Below are 17,062 nucleotides of genomic sequence, written 5' to 3' on the forward strand. Positions count from 1 at the left end.
CCATCATGGAAAAACAGGAAAAAAATCAGGCAGGCAGAATGGCCCGCGCGCGCCAGCCATGCGGCAGGTAGGTCTGCACCGGGGCCATGGCGGCAAGGCGGGGCCAGTGCCGCAGGATCAGGCCAATCTTGTCAAGGATGCGCCCGACATTGCGCGCCTCGCGGCGCAGGCGTTCGGTCGGGTCCATGCCCTCATGCGAGGGCTCGCCCGAAACCAGCCGCGCGCCAGCCGAAATACGCAGCGCGCCCGCCAGGGCACCCGGCAGGTCGGGATGGGCCAGCGGCACCGGCTGGCCCACATGGCACAGCACTGCGGCAAGGCCTGCATCCGCATCATCAGGGGGGATGCAGCCGGAAAGATCGGTATTGAGCCACGCATATAACTGTCGCGCCTCGGCCACCGCCAACGGCCGAAAGCCGCCTTCCGGGCTATCGGGTGCGCGGACAAAAAAGCTCATGATGGTCGGCAGGCAGTCCCATGCCTGATCCGGGTCGGGTCGGGCTGGGGCAACAGGCGGCAGCAGTTCCAGCACGGGGCGGGCCGCGATCTGCGCCGTTACGGCGGCAAGGAAAGTACGCAGCCGGTCGCGCACCACAATGCGGGGTATGGCGCCAAACGCCGTTATTTCAGCCAGTGCCGCCTGCCAGCGCAGGATAAGGCCGATATTGTGCCCCGGCGGCAGGCTATTGCGCGCGGGGCCCGCAGGCCAGGCGGCGCGATAGCTGTAATCCGCCAGCCCGGCAGGCAGCCCGCGCGGGCCATCAAGCCTGCTGCGCACGCAGGCAGGCAATAACAAGGCCCCGCAGAAGGGCGGTCCGGTAAAGAATTTGGAGCCGGTCACCATCACCATCCAGCCCATGTCCAGATAGGCGCGCACCCGTGCCGGATCGAGCCGCGCCTGGCAGGCATCCACCACCACGTCGGGCCGATCGTCCATGCCCGCGCCCAGCGGGGCGGTCGCCTGTTCCAGCGCCGCAAGCCCCGGTGCGAGCAGGCCGGTCTTGGACAGGTCAAGCCGATGCAGCAGCACATGGCGGCCTGCAGCCCTCAGTTCATGCGTCAGGCGGCAGGTTTGCGCATCCACTTCTGGCAGCGCACGGACATGGCCCGCCCCATCGCGCATGGGCACATTGACCACGTCCGTATCATCGGGGAAGCCTGCAATGCGCGCACCCCGTGTCACGCCGTGGCCAAGGGCGGTATCATTGGCAAAATGGCGGCCCTGCGCTGCCAGAGGCACGCCGCTGCCGGTCTCCTCGGGGGCAAGGAGGATATTGCTGACCGGGCGGCCACCAGGCGCCAGCGCCGCAAGGGCCAGCGCATAGAGTTCGCAATCCGTGCCCGATGGAGCCAGCACCACGCCTTCCTGTCCGGTCAGGCCAAAAGCGCTGGCGATGCGGGCCTGTATGTCGGCACCCTGCGCGCAGGCCGCCTCGTCCGCCCGGCCCTGCAATGCCCCCGCCACCAGGGCGAGACGGGCCGTTTCAGCCCCGGCAAAGCCGCGCTCGGACAGTGACGAGGCCGTGGACGAGGCAAAGGTGATGGCCCATGGCCGGGGTCGGTGCGAGCAGCCGTAATGGTTCAGCCCCGTTGCCGGGTCCACTGCCAGCCGGGCATCGCCGCCCGTGGCCATCAGGGTCTCGATCGGCCCAAGCAGCTTCCATAAAAGCGCCAGCTCGCCCTGCAACGCCGTGAAATCGGCCTCCACCGGCAACACGGCAAGGGCTGGCTGCAAGGGGGCCAGAGCGGGCCACATCGCGCGCAGGGTTGCACTGTCTGGCACGGCGGGCCCGGCCATCAGGGGCACCCAGGCGGCAGGCGCATCCGTATCGGCACGGCCCGTATCGAGGTACCAGAACAGGGCCGCCGTGCGGGCGGCGCAGAAGGCGGCATGAAAAGGCTGCCCGGGCGCCCGTTCAAGCAGGGCGGCGAGTTCCAGCGCATGGCGCAGGAAAAAGGCCGTCTGCTCAAGGTTGCCCTGAAGCGGCAGACCCAGCACGACTCCCCCATCGGGCAAAATGCGGAAAGGGGCTTCAAGCACCGGGTCCAGCACGATGCGCCGCGCGCCCGCAATCACCCGCAGGTCTGGCCGTTCCAGAACACGCAGCAGTTCCTGCGTCAGAGTATGGGCGAACACCGTGCTGTTTCCTTTTCCACGTTGTCAGGCGGCATGACCCAGCCCGCCTCGGCCATGATGCGGCGCATATGGTCCGGCGGGGGGGCCAGAGCCCGCACGGGCGGGTCAAGCGGCAGGACAATGCCGCGGCTCATGAGGTGTAGCGCCCCGGCCGTGGGCGCGCCATAGCGCTCATCCCCCCGTATGGGGCAGCCGATCAGGGCGCAATGCGCGCGGGCCTGATGGGTGCGGCCGGTTTCCAGCACCAGTTCCAGCCAGCTTATGGGCGCACCCGCCGCATCCCGGCCCTGCCCCAGCACCCGCCACCGCGTGCGCGCGGGCTGCGCGCCCTTTACATTGGCCTGCATGCGCCACTGTCCGGCCTCTTCCACGCGGCCAAGGGGGGCCGCCACCACGCCAGACAGGCCCGCAGGCGTGCCGTGCACGATGGCCCAGTAGGTCTTGCGGGCCCTGCCTGCGGCAAAACAGGCCTGGGCCGCCACCAGCGCCTGCTTGCGCAGCGCCACGACCAGGCAACCCGCCGTATCCTGATCCAGCCTGTGCGCCAGCCACGGCCCGTTGCGATGGCGTGACAGGAGGGGAAACCAGTCCTCGATGCTCGCCCCGCCCTTTCGGCCGGGATGGACCGGCAGCCCCGGTGGCTTGTCGAGCACCACGAAGCGGTTGTCACGGTACAGGACCGTGAACGGCAGGGGGCCAGGAGGCTGCATGGATGCGGCCCGGGGCGGAGGTGGCCTCATTCGTCCTCTGTCGGGCGGCGCATCAGCACTTCACGGCGGCCCACATGGTTGGCCTCGCTGACCAGTCCTTCCTTTTCCATCTGCTCGATGATCTTGGCCGCGCGGTTATAGCCGATCGACAGATGGCGCTGGATGAAGGAGGTGGATGCCTTGCCCTCGCGCGCCACCACTTCAACCGCCTGTGCGAACAGGCCATCTTCCTCCCCGCCGCCAGACGGTGCCGCGAAGGGTTTGTCCGCGCTGTCTTCTTCCTGCGGCGAGATGACATCATCATCATAGATCGGCTCGCCCTGCGTGCGCAGGAAGGCCACCACGGCCTCCACCTCCCCATCCGCCACGAACGGGCCATGCACGCGCGTGATCCGGCCACCAGCCTGCATGAACAGCATGTCGCCACGGCCCAGAAGCTGCTCGGCCCCCTGCTCGCCCAGAATGGTGCGGCTGTCAAACTTGCTGATGACCTGAAAGGAAATACGCGTGGGGAAGTTGGCCTTGATGGTGCCGGTAATCACATCGACCGAGGGGCGCTGGGTGGCAAGGATGAGATGGATGCCCGCCGCGCGCGCCTTCTGTGCAAGGCGTTGCAGCAGGGCCTCGATCTCCTTGCCCGCCACGATCATGAGATCGGCCATCTCGTCCACCACGATGACGAGATAGGGCAGCGAATCAAGGGCAAGCTGCTGCTCCTCGAAGGTCGGCTTGCCGGTTTCGGGGTCGTAACCGGTCTGCACCCGCCGGGTCACGATCTCGCCACGCTCGCGGGCTTCGGTCACGCGCTCGTTGTAGCTGGCGATGTTGCGCACCTGCAGATGCGCCATGGCGCGGTAGCGGCGATCCATCTCGCGCACCGCCCATTTCATGGCCGCGACCGCCTTGGCCGGTTCCGTCACCACCGGGGTCATGAGGTGGGGAATGCCCTCGTAGATGGACAGTTCGAGAATCTTGGGGTCGATCAGGATCAGGCGGCACTGCTCGGGCGAGAGGCGGTAGAGCAGCGACAGGATCATGGAGTTCACCCCCACCGACTTACCCGACCCCGTGGTGCCCGCGATGAGCAGGTGGGGCATGGCGGCAAGGTCGCTATAAACCGATTCACCCGCAATATCCTTGCCAAGCGCAAGGTTGAGCCGTGCTGAGGAATGCGCCCATTTGGGGTCCATGAGCAGTTCAGAAAAATAAACTGTCTCGCGCCGTGAATTCGGCACCTCGATGCCAATCACGTTGCGCCCCGGCACGGTGGCGATGCGCACGCTGAGCACCGATAGGGAACGCGCCACGTCATCGGCCAGGCCAATCACGCGGGCGGCGCGAATGCCGGCGGCGGGCTGGAGTTCATACAACGTCACCACCGGGCCTGCATGATAGGCTACGATCGTGCCCTGCACCCCGTATTCGGACAGCACGGTCACAAGCTGGGCGGCATTGGCCTTGAGCAGTTCCTCGGTCGGCTTGTTCGTGGAAGCAGGCGGCGGCGGCGTCAGCAGTGACATTGAGGGAAACTGCCACTCCGGCTGTGGCGGCGGCGTATAGGCAGGCGTGGCTGATGCCGCGGGAGCGGGCGCATCATACGCATCCATGCGGGCGGGCGTGTCGTCAGCACGTGCGCCACTGGAGAAAAGACGCGAAAAGATGTTCGGGCGCGCGGGTTCCTCAACAGCGGGCGGCGTGGCCGGATGATCGGTGACGGGCCTGTTTTCGGGTGGAGCCGGTTCATCATGCCAGGGCGCGCGGTCTGCTGCCGTATCATCGCCGCCGACCAGCAGCGGCTGCGGCATGTCCTCATCCATGCCGGGCGGGAGCATCCAGTTACTCTGCAATGATACCTGTGCGGGTCGCCCCCCTTCCACCTTGCGGCCGCCAGCCAGCGCCGGGGGGGCTGTATCCTTCGGCTTGGCCGTGGTGGCAGGCATGTTCGTGGCATCTGGCGCGCGCAGGCTGCCTGAAGGAGCCTTATCATTCACCGGCATCAGGCCCGTGCCGGAGGCCGCCACCGCCTGCGCGGGGCGCGCGGCTTCAGCATTGGGCGCGGGGGCGGTCAGGCCAGTATTGAAAAGCGGTTCGTCCTCTTCCTCGATCAGCGCCGCCATTGATGAAGGCGGCGCTGCGGCGGGTGCCGCCTGGGAAGCGGGCGCCTTGGCTGGTGCCTGCGCCCTGCCCTGCCCTGCCTCGGGCCGGGCCGTCATGCGGCGCAGCCAGGCCACCAGCGCCATGGGCTGGCGCACCCCGAACACGAGACCACGCCCCATGCCCTGCCATTCCGACAGGGACAGGGCGAGCGCCAGCAGCACCAGCAGGGCACCGAGCACCAGCCCCAGCACCCAGACGAGAAGCGGCCCGCCACGCCCCATGAACACGGTAGCCGCCTGAATGGACATGTGTGCTACCGACAGGCCAACCGCCCCGCCCAGCCCGGCCTGTGTGGGCCATTGCGGCGCGTGCAGCCCCATGAGCAGCGGCAGGGCCGCGACATCCGCCGCAATAACCGGCAGGCCGCACAGCAGGGCGATGAAACGCAGCAGCGCCGATACCAGCCCATGGTGGCGGATCAGCCGCCAGCCCCAGGCCATGAGGCAGAAAATGGCCAGCGTGCCCACGATCCCGAAATCCTGGAGCATGAAGTCCGCCATGTAGGCGCCGGGCCGCCCGAGCAGGTTGCCCGGCGGCTGCGCGCTCGACGTATTGGCGGAGGGATCGCGGGGATCGTAGCTCCATAACGCGATGGCGAGACACAGCGCCAGAATCCACAAACCCACGCCACCGGCTTCGGCCAACCGTTCGCGCAGGCGCGAACGGGCCGGGCCAGAGGAAAGTGAGTCAGGAAAAAAACGGCTGAAGATCGCCAAAAATCCACATCCCGATCATACGGCCCGCCTGCGGGGACCAAAAGCACGAGGGAGATGACCTTGCATGCCGCGCCTGCCATTCCCGCCAAACGAAACAACTATAACCCTGTCCACGCGACAGAAAGAAGGCCGAGAGGATAAAATACGGCGATGAATCACCCGTTATCATCCACCCCATGCCGCCACGCATACAGGCAGGCCGCCCCATGCCGCCGCTCCAGCAGCAGGCGCTGTGCCGCCACGGGGGGCGCTTCCGCCGCTGCCGTCTCGACCACGATGAGGGTGCCTGCGTGCAGCCAGCCGCCCCGCTCCAGCACGGCCAGCGCCCTTGTGGGCAGATCGTGGTTATAGGGTGGATCAAGAAAAACCAGATCGGCGGGTGCCGCCGCGCCACGCGGCGGCAGGCGCAGCATGTCACATGCGCGAATCGTGGCGCGTTCCTGCAGGCCGCAGCCACGCACATTGTCGCGCAGGCAGCGCAGGGCGGCGCGGTTCTGCTCGACAAACAGCGCCGATGCCGCCCCGCGTGAAAGGGCCTCGAGCCCCAGGGCGCCCGTTCCGGCAAACCCGTCGAGCACATGCGCGCCACGCAGTTGGTCCGCCCCGGCCCATGGCGCATGGGCCAGCGTATCGAATAGGGCCTGGCGCACCCGGTCTGCCGTGGGCCGCGTCACCTGCCCCGGCGGGGCTACCAGGGTGCGGCCCCTGCACTCGCCCGCGATGATCCGCATCAGGCCCCGCGCGGGGTCTTGCCGCCCGCAAGGCCCGCGACCTGCTCACGGATGACCTTGCCCGTCACTTCCTCAAGTTCGCCCCGCTTGAGCGTGCCAAGCTGGAACGGCCCGTAGGAGGTGCGGATCAGGCGGCTGACATGCAGGTTCAGCCCCTGCATCACCTTGCGGATCTCGCGGTTCTTGCCCTCGCGCAGCGATACGGTCAGCCAGGCATTGTCACCTTTGACGGAATCAAGCTGCGCCTCGATCGGTCCATAGCGCACGCCCTCGAACTCGCTGCCCTTGATCAGCGATGCCAGCGCCCGCTCGTCAACCACGCCAAACACGCGCACGCGGTAACGCCGGATCCAGCCATTGCTGGGCAGTTCCAGCCTGCGTGCGAGCGCGCCATCATTGGTGAGCAGCAGCAGCCCCTCGCTGTTCAGGTCAAGGCGGCCCACGCTGATGACGCGCGGCATGCCCGGCGGCAGGGAATCGAACACGGTGGGGCGATCCTCGGGGTCGCGGTGGGTCGTGACCAGCCCGTCGGGCTTGTGATAGCGCCACAGCCGCGTGCGGTCCGGCGCGCCAACAACCTTCTGCTCGACCTGGACGATATCGCCTTCATCGACAAACGTGGCCGGATGGGTGACCGGCGCGCCGTTGAGCTGCACCTTGCCCTCGGCAATCAGGCGTTCGGCATCACGCCTGCTGCACACGCCTGAACGGGCCAGCCATTTGGCAATACGGTCGCCACGCGCGGAGGGGGCTTCGGTGGAGTGGTCCTGTGTCATGTTCCTGTGTGCCTCGCAGCGTCGATCAACCCTTCGAACAGAAGACGGTCTCCTGCCGATATGCCAAATTCGGGGTGCCACTGCACCCCTATACAGAACGGATGGCCCGGCAGTTCAATCGCCTCGACCACGCCATCGGGCGCCGTGGCACAAACTACCGCGCGCCCGGCATCCGCTACCGCCTGATGATGCGATGAATTGACGGCCAGCGGATCAAGCCCCACCAGCCGCGCAAGCTGCGTGCCGGGGGTTACATGCACCATATGCCCCGCCTCATCACGCGGGTTGGGCTGTTCATGCGCCAGGGCAGCGGGATAGGTATCGGGGATATGCTGTACCAGCCGCCCACCGAGCAGCACCGCAAGCAACTGCATGCCGCCGCAGATGCCCAGCACCGGCCGTCCCTGCGCCATGGCTGCCCCGAGCAGCGCCATTTCCGCTGCCGTGCGGCGCGGCTTGGTCTGCACGGTGGCATGAGGCGGCTCATCGCCATACAGATCAGGCGGCACGTCAAAGGCACCACCCGTGACCACCAGCCCATCGAGCCGCGCCACCATCTGCCCTGCCTGCGCCGCATCATGCCCCAGCGCCACCGGCAGGCCGCCGCAGGCGGAAATCATATCCATGTAGTTCTGGCGCAGCGCATACCACGCAAAGCGCGAATAACCGCCCGTGGTGGAGGGTGGTTCGCTATCAAGCGTGATACCGATCAGGGGGGCGCGGGCGGCGGTCATGACCCAGCCACTGCACGGCGGGCTGGCGGGAGGAACGGAGTCATCATGCTGTTCCCCCTTCTGTGCTGCTGCAAGAGTGCCATGCTGTGTGCATGATACAAAAAATCCCCACCGGCAAAGCCTTGATGGGGACTTATGTAATCTTATTAAACCCTATGGTGGGCGCACAAGGGCTCGAACCTTGGACCCGCTGATTAAGAGTCAGCTGCTCTACCAACTGAGCTATGCGCCCACAGGGTTACCCTCTCGGGTGAGAGGGCTTCTAGCAGTCACCCCATTGGGTGGCAAGGGGTTTTTTGAACTTTTTTTATATTCCCTAGCGCTGGAGCAGGCGCAGCAGCCCATCGAACTGCTCGAGCGAGCGGTAATCGATCTTCAGGCTTCCGCCCTTGCCATCAAAACTGATCTGCACTTTCAGGCCCAGCCTTGTAGCCAGATCGCGCTCAAGGGCGGCGATCTCGGGGTTGCGGGCGGCTTTTTCCCCCTTCTCGCGCGCAGTAGCGGCCTTGCGCTCGTGCTGCTTGGCCAGGGCTTCGGTCTGGCGCACGTTCAGCCCCTGCGCCAGCACCACCTTAAGCGCTGCCACCGGGTCGGCATGCGCCAGCAGGGCGCGGGCATGGCCTGCGGAAAGGCTTTGATGACGCACCGCATCGCGCACGGGCGGCGGCAGTTGCAGCAGGCGGACCATGTTGGCCACATGCGGACGTGACTTGCCGATGGCGCTGGCCAGTTCATCCTGCGTCAGTTCGTAATCATCAAGCAGGCGCTGCAGGCCCTCGGCCTCCTCGATGGCGTTGAGATCGGCGCGCTGAAGGTTTTCCACCAAAGCAGCAGCCATGGCATCGCCATCATCAAGCGGGCGGATATGCACGGGCACGTCATGCAGCCCCGCAATCTGCGAAGCGCGCCACCGGCGCTCACCCGCGATGATCTGGTAGATACCCGGACGCTGCGGATGGGGCCGGACCAGAATGGGCTGCAGAATGCCGCGCACGCGGATGGAACTGGCCAGTTCATCAAGCGCGCCCGGCTCCATCTGCTGGCGCGGCTGGAAGGGGCTTGGCTCCAGCACATCGACCGGCAGGCTGGAAATGACTTCAGGCGTCTTGCGCCCCTCCACCGCAGGGGCTGCGGGCAGCGCATTGACCTGCTCGCCCAGCAGTGCTGCGAGCCCACGACCCAGGCGGGGGCGACCCGCTTCCTTTTTGGTTTTCACGCGCGTGCCTTCCCTTTATGGCCAGCCGACAGGCCAAGGCGCCCGGCCAGTTCGGTCGCCAGCGCCTGATAGGCCTGGCTGCCCGAGGAGCGCTGGTCGTAATTCATGACCGGCTGCCCGTGGCTCTGCGCCTCGGAGATGCGGATATTGCGGGGAATGAGGGTTTCCATCACCTTGTCGCCAAAGAAGCTGCGGGCATCATCGGCGACGAGTTCCGACAGGTTGTTACGCCGGTCGTACATGGTCAGTACGATGCCATCGAGTTTGAGCGCGGGGTTGAGCCCCTTGCTCACGCTATTGACGGTACGCACCAGCTGGCTGATGCCTTCGAGCGCAAAGAACTCGCATTGCAGCGGCACGAGAACCGATTGAGCCGCCACCAGCGCATTGAGCGTAAGCAGGCCAAGGCTGGGCGGGCAATCAATCAGCACCACGTCATAATCACTGCCGATCTGGGACAGGGCCTCACGCAGGCGGTATTCACGCCCTTCCGCCATGACCAGTTCAAGTTCGGCACCAGCCAGTTCGGTATCCGCCGCAATCAGTGACAGGCCAGGCACGGCACTGGCCTGCACCACGCCTGCGGCGCGCGCGCCATCTTCAAGCATGGCATAAGTGCCGGTGCTGCGGGCATCATACCCCACGCCCAGCCCTGTCGAGGCATTGCCCTGCGGATCAAGATCGACCAGCAGCACTTTCAGCCCCGATGTGGCCAGCGCTGCCGCCACGTTGATGGCGGTGGTTGTCTTGCCCACGCCGCCCTTCTGGTTGGCCAGCGCGATAATGCGGGGGGAAGACGCGGACCGGCTTCCCGTATCATTCATTGTTATGGTCTCTGACACGCCTGATATCGCTCAATTCTAGAATCACACCATCCGTATTGGTACGGCTTGGAATCCGGGTTGTCGCCATGTGCCAATCGGCACGGGCCATCGTCAACTCTTCCTCTGCGTTGCGTCCTTTCAGAAACAGGCAGACACCATCTGGCCGCAGGAACCGCGTACCCCATTCCAGCAGGCGCGACAGGGGGGCGAGCGCCCGGGCCGTCACCACCTGCGCAGGCGGCACATCGGCCACTTCCAGCCGCTGCGCACAGACCCGCACCTTGATCCCCGCCACCCGCGCGGCCTCACGCAGGAAGGCAGCCTTGCGCTGGTCAGATTCAACCAGCGTGACCCGTGCATCGGTCGCACACGCAATGACCAGGCCGGGGAACCCCCCGCCCGACCCCATATCCACCAGATCCACGCCGCCGGGCGGAATCAGGCTGGCAAGCTGCAAGCTGTCCCCGATATGGCGTGACCACAGATGCGGCAGGTCATGCGGAGAGACAAGGTTGATGCGCGCGTTCCAGCGCAGCAGCAGGTCGGCATACTGCTCCAGCCGCTCACATGTTTCACGTGAAACATCGGCCAGCACCGCCATAGAGTCATCCTGCGCCATCACGCGGCCACCTGGCGCTGGCGGATATGCGCGAGCAGCGCCACAAGGGCAGAGGGCGTAATGCCGGGAATGCGCTGGGCCGCGCCAAAGGTCACGGGCCGCACGCGTGCAAGGCGCTCCTGCATCTCGCTACTCAGCCCGCCCACCTGCGCATAATCGAGGTCAGGCGGCAGGGTGATGCGCCCTTCGGTGGCAAGCTGGCGGATCTCGCGATCCTGCCGGGTAATGTAACCACTATAGCGGGCCTCGGTGGCCAGATGGCGGGCCACGCGGGACGGCAGGTCAGCAAACCACGGGGCGATGGTGGCAATCATGGCCGGCGTGGCGTCCGTGGCCAGTACATCAAGCAGGGAGCGCGCGCGCCCATCTGCCGAGACACTGATCCCGGCCTTGCGCAAAAGTTCTGGCGCATAGGTTTCCTGCCCGGCCCGGCGGGTCGCGGCATCAATGGCCGCCTGATCCGCTTTGAGCTGCGCGGCGCGGGCGCTCCCGACGCACCCCCACTCCATGCCGCGTGGCGTGAGCCGCAGGTCGGCGTTATCGGCCCGCAGGGTCAGCCTGTATTCCGCGCGCGAGGTAAACATGCGGTATGGCTCGGACACGCCCTGCGTGGTCAGGTCATCAATCATGACCCCAATATAGGCATCGCCACGCTCCAACGTTACCCCTGCCTCACCCGCTGCATGCCGGGCTGCATTGATGCCCGCAATCAGCCCCTGTGCCCCGGCCTCCTCATAACCTGTCGTGCCATTGACCTGCCCTGCAAGGAACAGGCCGGGCAGGCTTTTGAGTTCCAGCGTGGGGGCAAGTTCACGCGGGTCGACATAATCATATTCCACGGCGTAGCCCGGCCGCACGATGCGGCAGTTTTCCAGCCCCGGAATACTTTGCAGCATTTCAAGCTGCACATGGGCAGGCAGGCTGGTGGAGATGCCATTGGGGTAGACCAGCCCGCCATCCGGGTTGCCAGGCAGGCCTTCGGGCTCAAGGAAAATCTGGTGTGAGTCCTTTTGCGCAAACCGTACCACTTTATCCTCGATGGAGGGGCAATAGCGTGGCCCCCGCCCCGAGATTGCGCCACCATACAGCGCCGAGAGATGCAGGTTCTCGCGAATGATCTCATGCGTGCGCGGCGTGGTGGCCGTGATGCGACATGAGACCATGGGGTTTGTGATGCCGTCTGTCATGCGACTGAAGGGTTCGGGCTCGGCATCGCCCCGATCCTCAGGCAGGCTGTCCCAGTCGATGCTGTCGCGCGCGATGCGGGCGGGGGTTCCGGTCTTGAGGCGGCCCATGCGCAGGCCCAGTGCGGCCAGGCGCTCACCCAGCGCATTGGCGGGTCGATCCCCTACCCTGCCCGCCGGTTCGCTCTCATGCCCGACATGGATGGTGCCGCGCAGGAAGGTGCCGGTAGCCAGCACGACGGCACCGGCGGAAAACACCCGGCCATCCTCGCACACCACGCCGCCCACGCGGCCCTGCGCATCGAGCCGCACGTCGCCCGCAGCGCCTTCCACAATCTCCAGCCTTTCGGTCTGGTCGAGCAGATCCTGTATGGCCTGCCGGTAGAGCGTGCGATCCGCCTGGGCGCGGGGGCCATGCACCGCAGGCCCCTTGGAACGGTTGAGCAGCTTGAAGTGAATGCCCGCCCGGTCGGCGGCGATGCCCATCAGCCCATCCAGCGCATCGATCTCGCGCACCAGATGCCCCTTGCCAATGCCACCAATCGCCGGATTGCACGACATGATGCCCACCGTATCGCGCCGGTGCGTGAGCAGCAGGGTGCGGGCACCCGTGCGCGCGGCAGCAGCGGCGGCTTCGCACCCCGCATGCCCCCCACCGACGACAATCACATCATAGGCCCGATCCATCACCCCTTGCTCCTACTTGCCAATACAGAACTGGCCAAACACGGTATCCAGCAGCGCTTCCACATCCACCGCCCCTGTCAGGCGGCCGAGCGCGCGCATGGCCAGCCGCATTTCCTCGCCCCGCATTTCCGGCCACGCCAGCGAAAGCGCGCGCCCGATATGGTGCGCCGTCTCCTCAATCGCGGCACGGTGGCGCGCGCGGGTCAGCGGGGCATTGGCGCGGCCTGACGTCAAAGCCCGGGCTTTTTCAGCCAGCCCTTTCCGTAGCACATCCATGCCCGCATGGGTGAGAACACTGATGCCCATTGCCCCTTCAGGCGCTGGCTGCTGATCGATCTTGTTGCAGACCAGCAGGCCACCCTCTTCCAGCCGGGGCGGAAGGATGCTGCCGGTAAAGACCTGCACCACGCAATCCGCCTGTTTCACGTGAAACAATGAGCGCCGCACACCCTCGGCTTCAATCTCATCCTCTGTTTCGCGCAATCCGGCGGTATCGACAAGCGTTACCGGCACGTCACCCAGCACGATACGGGTCTCGATCGCATCACGCGTGGTGCCGGCACGGGCGGATACAATCGCCGCATCCCGCCCCGCCAGCGCATTGAGCAGGCTGGACTTGCCCACATTCGGCTCGCCCACAATGGCAAAGACCAGCCCGCGACGCAGCCGCTCCGCGCCTGCCCCTTCACGCAGGTAAGCCGTCATGGTTGCGTGCAGCGCCGTCAGGCCATCAAGCAGGCCCTGCTCCACTTCGGGTGGCAGTTCTTCATCAGGGAAGTCGATCAGCGCTTCCTGATGGGCGAGCAGCGTGCGCAGCCTATCGGCCCATTGCTGGTACAGGCGGCTCTGCGCGCCATCAACCTGAGCGAGCGCCTGCCGCCGCTGGGCCTCGGTTTCGGCATCGATCAGGTCGGCAATGCCTTCCGCCTGCATGAGGTCGAGGCGCCCGTTGGCAAAGGCCCGGCGGCTGAACTCGCCCGGCTCTGCGGGGCGCGCGCCAAGGGCGACGAGCGCATCGGCCACGGCACTGATCACGGCGGGGCCTGCATGCAGGTGCAGCTCCGCACTATCCTCGCCCGTGTAGCTGTCCGGGCCGGGGAACCACAGCACCAACGCGCGATCGAGCAGCACGGGCGTGAGGCCATGCCGGTTCCACAACCCGCGCAGCGAGGCCCGACGGGGCGCAGGCAGGCGGCCGCACAGGCTTTCCACAATCCGGCCACTGCCCTTCCCGCTCAGGCGCATGACGGCAATCGCCGCGCGCGACAGGCCGCTGGCCAGGGCGAAAATGACCGGGGGAGACCCATCACTTTCCTGCATTCTTGCCTCCATCAGGTCATCATCATTTTGTCGGTGCCCCGAACGGCGTTATCGTTCACCTCTTTGTCCTGATCAAGGTGACTCATGCCACAACTTTCAATGCATTCGCCACTGGCTCCCCTCACCGTCTCCGCCGAGGACGGGCAGATCGTGGCGCTTGACTGGGGCTGGGGCCGCGACCAGGAAGAAACACCCCTGCTGGATAAAGCCCGCTCCTGGCTGGAAGCCTATTTTGATGGCGAGGCCGCGACATGCGATCTGCCACTCGCCCCCTATGGCACGCCAGAGCAGCAGGCGGCCTGGCAGTTCATGCTGACCATTCCCGTGGGCCAGCAGGTCAACTGGCGCGATGCCGCCGACCGGGCTGGCATATCGCCCGAGACCATTCTCAGCGCCTGTGCCGAGAACCCCATCCCCATTTTCATTCCATGCCACCGGATCGATTTTGCCGATTGCCCGGATTACGACCCAGACAGCTACCCCGGTGATGAAGGCGCGCGCGACCGGCAGTTCCTGCTTGACCTTGAAACCCTGTCCGCCACCCCGCTTTGACATCGCATAGCTGAACAGGAGCCACGATCATGAATACCGTCATCCGCGTGCATGAGTATGGGGGGCCGGATGTCCTGCGCGTGGAAACGCTGCCCATCCCGACACCTGGCCCCGGCGAAGTCGTGCTGCGGCAGGAAGCGATCGGCGTCAATTTCATCGATACCTATTTCCGCAGCGGACTGTACAAATTCCCGGCCCTGCCCGCCATTCCCGGCATGGAAGGGGCTGGCACCATCACGGCGGTGGGTGATGGCGTATCGGGCCTGCAGGCTGGCATGCGGGTGGCCTACCCCGCCACGCCGGGTGGATACGCCACCATGCGCACCATCGCGGCAGACCGGGTCGTGGTGCTGCCGCCCGACATTACAGCCCAGACAGCCGCCGCCATGATGCTGCGCGGCCTGAGCGTGCACATGCTGCTGCGCGAGGTGTACCGCGTGCAGCCAGGCGACGACATTCTGGTCTATGCGGCGGCTGGCGGCGTGGGGCTGCTCATGTGCCAGTGGGCGCGGCATCTGGGCGCGCGCGTGATCGGCGTGGTCTCCACCCCCGAAAAAGCTGCACTGGCCAAGGCCCATGGCGCAGCGGATGTCATCATCGGCACCGACACTGTGGCCGAACAGGTCCGCACCCTGACCGAAGGCCGCATGCTGCCCGTGGTGTATGACAGCCTCGGCAAGGCAACGTTCGAGGCCAGCCTGTCCTGCCTGCGCCCGCGCGGGCTGATGGTCAGCTACGGCAATGCCTCCGGCGCCGTGACGGGGGTGGATGTCGGCACGCTGGCCAGCCATGGCAGCCTGTATCTGACCCGTCCCCTGCTCATGACCTATATCGCCAAACGCGCAGCCCTTGAGCACGCAGCGCGTGAACTGTTTACGTTGGTGGAAAAAGGCGTGCTGACGCCGCGCATCGGCCAGTCCTTTGCGCTGAAGGACGCGGCACAGGCGCATATCGCGCTGGAATCGCGCAAGACCACCGGCAGCACCATCCTGCTGCCCTGATAAAAGTTTTCAAATGCCACCTTTTTGAAAAAAGCTTCACCAAAAACTTTCAATAAAAAACCCCGGCTGCAAGGCCGGGGTTTTTTGTTCATCACGCGTCCTGATGCAATCAGGTATTCATCGCATCGAAGAAGTCGTGGTTGGTCTTGCTGTATTTCAGCTTGTCGAGCAGGAAGTCCATCGCATCCATCGTGCCCATCGGCGCAAGGATACGGCGCAGCACCCACATCTTGGCAAGGTCGGCACGGTCAACGAGCAGTTCTTCCTTACGCGTGCCACTCTTGGTGATGTCGATCGCGGGGAAGGTGCGCTTGTCGGCAAGCTTGCGGTCAAGGATCAGTTCCGAGTTGCCGGTGCCCTTGAACTCTTCAAAGATGACCTCGTCCATGCGGCTGCCGGTATCGATCAGGGCAGTGGCGATGATGGTCAGCGACCCCCCTTCCTCAATGTTACGGGCCGCGCCGAAGAAGCGCTTGGGGCGCTGCAGCGCATTGGCGTCCACACCACCGGTCAGCACCTTGCCCGATGAAGGCACGACCGTGTTGTAGGCACGGGCCAGGCGCGTGATGGAATCCAGCAGGATCACCACATCGCGCTTGTGCTCGACCAGACGCTTGGCCTTCTCGAGCACCATTTCCGTTACCTGCACGTGGCGGGTGGCGGGCTCGTCAAAGGTGGAGGACACCACTTCACCGCGCACCGAGCGCGCCATGTCGGTCACTTCCTCGGGCCGCTCGTCAATCAGCAGCACGATGAGGAAGACTTCAGGATGGTTGGCAGAAATGGAGGAGGCGATGCTCTGCAACATCACGGTCTTGCCGGTGCGCGGGGGCGCCACGATCAGCGCGCGCTGCCCCATGCCGATGGGCGAGACAAGGTCGATCACGCGCGAGGTGAAATCGCGGTTCGGGGTCTTGCCCTTGCCCTTGCCGGTGGGCACAGGCGCTTCAGCACCACCCACGGCCGAGTTCTCGACTTCCATCTTCAGCCGCCGCTCGGGGTAGAGCGGGGTCAGGTTGTCGAAGTTGATGCGCTGGCGCACCGCCTCGGGGGGCTCGAAATTGATGGCGTTGACCTTGAGCAGCGCGAAATAACGCTCTCCATCGCGCGGAGCGCGGATCTGGCCTTCCACCGTATCACCGGTGCGCAGGCCAAAGCGGCGGACCTGGCTGGGGGAGATGTAGATATCATCCGGCCCCGGCAGGTAATTGGCCTCGGGCGAGCGGAGGAAGCCAAATCCATCGGACAGGATTTCAAGCGTGCCGTCCCCATAGATGGCCTGGTCATTATCGGCCAGGGTCTTGAGGATCGTGAACATCAGCTCCTGCTTGCGAAGAGATGATGCGTTTTCAATATTCAGACTTTCAGCATAAGCCAGAAGGTCTGCTGGAGTTTTGGCCTTGAGTTCGGCGAGTTGCATGCAGGATGTGCCTATAAGTGGGCAGTTCACGAAGGGAAAGAAAAGCCAGCCATCAGAGGGAAAAGGCATGCCGGAACCGGCGCCTGACCATTGTTTTTATCAAACTGTCGATGCTGCTTAACTGATAAGGCGGGAATCCTGACCGCGCAGAAAGCACCATGCCAGAATTGGCTTGACCATAGGCATTCATGCCCTTTCCGTCAAGCTTTTGCATCACTGCGCCATGAACCGTAGCCCGCGCGCCGCCGGGCACTGTATGAATTGTTAAGCTTTGATCC

Annotated in this window: 14 protein-coding genes and 1 tRNA gene; 2 read left to right on the plus strand and 13 right to left on the minus strand. The window is 65.3% G+C overall.

The features are described from left to right. Positions 1–25: 25 nt before the first annotated feature. The 12 genes from R5N89_RS13525 to mnmE all read right to left on the minus strand — a co-directional run bounded on the left by R5N89_RS13525 (position 26) and on the right by mnmE (position 13,811). Positions 26–2,137, minus strand: coding sequence for a hypothetical protein (locus R5N89_RS13525; RefSeq protein ID WP_110568695.1), 2,112 nt, complete (start codon positions 2,135–2,137; stop codon positions 26–28). Beyond that, entirely contained in the window at positions 2,119–2,847 is a 729-nt protein-coding gene (locus R5N89_RS13530) for an RluA family pseudouridine synthase (RefSeq protein ID WP_244192138.1), read from the minus strand. Before R5N89_RS13530 ends, R5N89_RS13525 begins: the two co-directional genes overlap by 19 nt. 26 nt (positions 2,848–2,873) lie before the next feature. Then, positions 2,874–5,720 carry a DNA translocase FtsK gene (locus tag R5N89_RS13535; RefSeq protein WP_110568691.1) on the minus strand — a complete coding sequence of 949 codons (2,847 nt, stop codon included), beginning with the start codon at positions 5,718–5,720 and terminating at the stop codon, positions 2,874–2,876. Between the two features lie 155 nt (positions 5,721–5,875). Next, complete coding sequence (gene rsmD / locus R5N89_RS13540) at positions 5,876–6,451, minus strand: 16S rRNA (guanine(966)-N(2))-methyltransferase RsmD (RefSeq protein WP_110568690.1); 576 nt, start codon at positions 6,449–6,451, stop codon at positions 5,876–5,878. Then, positions 6,451–7,227 carry a pseudouridine synthase gene (locus R5N89_RS13545; protein WP_110568688.1) on the minus strand — a complete coding sequence of 259 codons (777 nt, stop codon included), beginning with the start codon at positions 7,225–7,227 and terminating at the stop codon, positions 6,451–6,453. Before R5N89_RS13545 ends, rsmD begins: the two co-directional genes overlap by 1 nt. Further along, positions 7,224–7,961: a gamma-glutamyl-gamma-aminobutyrate hydrolase family protein gene (locus R5N89_RS13550; protein ID WP_110568686.1), complete on the minus strand. Its 738-nt coding sequence runs from the start codon at positions 7,959–7,961 to the stop codon at positions 7,224–7,226. Before R5N89_RS13550 ends, R5N89_RS13545 begins: the two co-directional genes overlap by 4 nt. A 156-nt stretch (positions 7,962–8,117) precedes the next feature. Further along, positions 8,118–8,193, minus strand: a tRNA-Lys gene (locus tag R5N89_RS13555). An 84-nt stretch (positions 8,194–8,277) separates the two neighbouring features. Then, complete coding sequence (locus R5N89_RS13560) at positions 8,278–9,177, minus strand: ParB/RepB/Spo0J family partition protein (RefSeq protein WP_110568683.1); 900 nt, start codon at positions 9,175–9,177, stop codon at positions 8,278–8,280. Next, on the minus strand, positions 9,174–10,001 hold the full coding sequence (locus R5N89_RS13565; protein WP_110568682.1) for a ParA family protein: 828 nt from the start codon (positions 9,999–10,001) through the stop codon (positions 9,174–9,176). Before R5N89_RS13565 ends, R5N89_RS13560 begins: the two co-directional genes overlap by 4 nt. Then, positions 9,994–10,602, minus strand: coding sequence for a 16S rRNA (guanine(527)-N(7))-methyltransferase RsmG (gene rsmG, locus R5N89_RS13570; RefSeq protein ID WP_110568680.1), 609 nt, complete (start codon positions 10,600–10,602; stop codon positions 9,994–9,996). Before rsmG ends, R5N89_RS13565 begins: the two co-directional genes overlap by 8 nt. Before the next feature lie 17 nt (positions 10,603–10,619). Further along, complete coding sequence (mnmG, locus tag R5N89_RS13575) at positions 10,620–12,491, minus strand: tRNA uridine-5-carboxymethylaminomethyl(34) synthesis enzyme MnmG (protein WP_110568678.1); 1,872 nt, start codon at positions 12,489–12,491, stop codon at positions 10,620–10,622. A 12-nt stretch (positions 12,492–12,503) separates the two neighbouring features. Further along, on the minus strand, positions 12,504–13,811 hold the full coding sequence (gene mnmE, locus R5N89_RS13580; RefSeq protein ID WP_110568676.1) for a tRNA uridine-5-carboxymethylaminomethyl(34) synthesis GTPase MnmE: 1,308 nt from the start codon (positions 13,809–13,811) through the stop codon (positions 12,504–12,506). 99 nt (positions 13,812–13,910) lie between these two features. Between mnmE and R5N89_RS13585 the strand changes: the two genes are divergently transcribed. After that, positions 13,911–14,363, plus strand: coding sequence for a methylated-DNA--[protein]-cysteine S-methyltransferase (locus R5N89_RS13585; RefSeq protein WP_110568674.1), 453 nt, complete (start codon positions 13,911–13,913; stop codon positions 14,361–14,363). A 29-nt stretch (positions 14,364–14,392) separates the two neighbouring features. Beyond that, on the plus strand, positions 14,393–15,364 hold the full coding sequence (locus tag R5N89_RS13590; RefSeq protein ID WP_110568672.1) for a quinone oxidoreductase: 972 nt from the start codon (positions 14,393–14,395) through the stop codon (positions 15,362–15,364). Positions 15,365–15,473: 109 nt separating this feature from the next. Here the strand turns inward: R5N89_RS13590 and rho are convergent, their stop codons facing one another. After that, positions 15,474–16,784: a transcription termination factor Rho gene (gene rho / locus R5N89_RS13595; protein ID WP_061275141.1), complete on the minus strand. Its 1,311-nt coding sequence runs from the start codon at positions 16,782–16,784 to the stop codon at positions 15,474–15,476. Positions 16,785–17,062 lie beyond the last annotated feature (278 nt).

Origin of the sequence: Komagataeibacter sucrofermentans DSM 15973, from assembly GCF_040581405.1 — a bacterium.
Classification (GTDB): Bacteria; Pseudomonadota; Alphaproteobacteria; order Acetobacterales; family Acetobacteraceae; genus Komagataeibacter; species Komagataeibacter sucrofermentans.

What these genes read in the sequence shown, in the direction of transcription:
- R5N89_RS13585 (WP_110568674.1), top strand. Translation starts at nt 13,911, where the DNA reads ATGCATTCGCCACTGGCTCCCCTCACCGTCTCCGCCGAGGACGGGCAG.
- R5N89_RS13565 (WP_110568682.1), bottom strand. Translation starts at nt 10,001, where the DNA reads ATGAATGATACGGGAAGCCGGTCCGCGTCTTCCCCCCGCATTATCGCG.
- rho (WP_061275141.1), bottom strand. Translation starts at nt 16,784, where the DNA reads ATGCAACTCGCCGAACTCAAGGCCAAAACTCCAGCAGACCTTCTGGCT.
- R5N89_RS13590 (WP_110568672.1), top strand. Translation starts at nt 14,393, where the DNA reads ATGAATACCGTCATCCGCGTGCATGAGTATGGGGGGCCGGATGTCCTG.
- mnmG (WP_110568678.1), bottom strand. Translation starts at nt 12,491, where the DNA reads ATGGATCGGGCCTATGATGTGATTGTCGTCGGTGGGGGGCATGCGGGG.
- R5N89_RS13545 (WP_110568688.1), bottom strand. Translation starts at nt 7,227, where the DNA reads ATGACACAGGACCACTCCACCGAAGCCCCCTCCGCGCGTGGCGACCGT.
- R5N89_RS13530 (WP_244192138.1), bottom strand. Translation starts at nt 2,847, where the DNA reads ATGCAGCCTCCTGGCCCCCTGCCGTTCACGGTCCTGTACCGTGACAAC.
- rsmD (WP_110568690.1), bottom strand. Translation starts at nt 6,451, where the DNA reads ATGCGGATCATCGCGGGCGAGTGCAGGGGCCGCACCCTGGTAGCCCCG.
- mnmE (WP_110568676.1), bottom strand. Translation starts at nt 13,811, where the DNA reads ATGCAGGAAAGTGATGGGTCTCCCCCGGTCATTTTCGCCCTGGCCAGC.
- rsmG (WP_110568680.1), bottom strand. Translation starts at nt 10,602, where the DNA reads ATGGCGGTGCTGGCCGATGTTTCACGTGAAACATGTGAGCGGCTGGAG.
- R5N89_RS13550 (WP_110568686.1), bottom strand. Translation starts at nt 7,961, where the DNA reads ATGACCGCCGCCCGCGCCCCCCTGATCGGTATCACGCTTGATAGCGAA.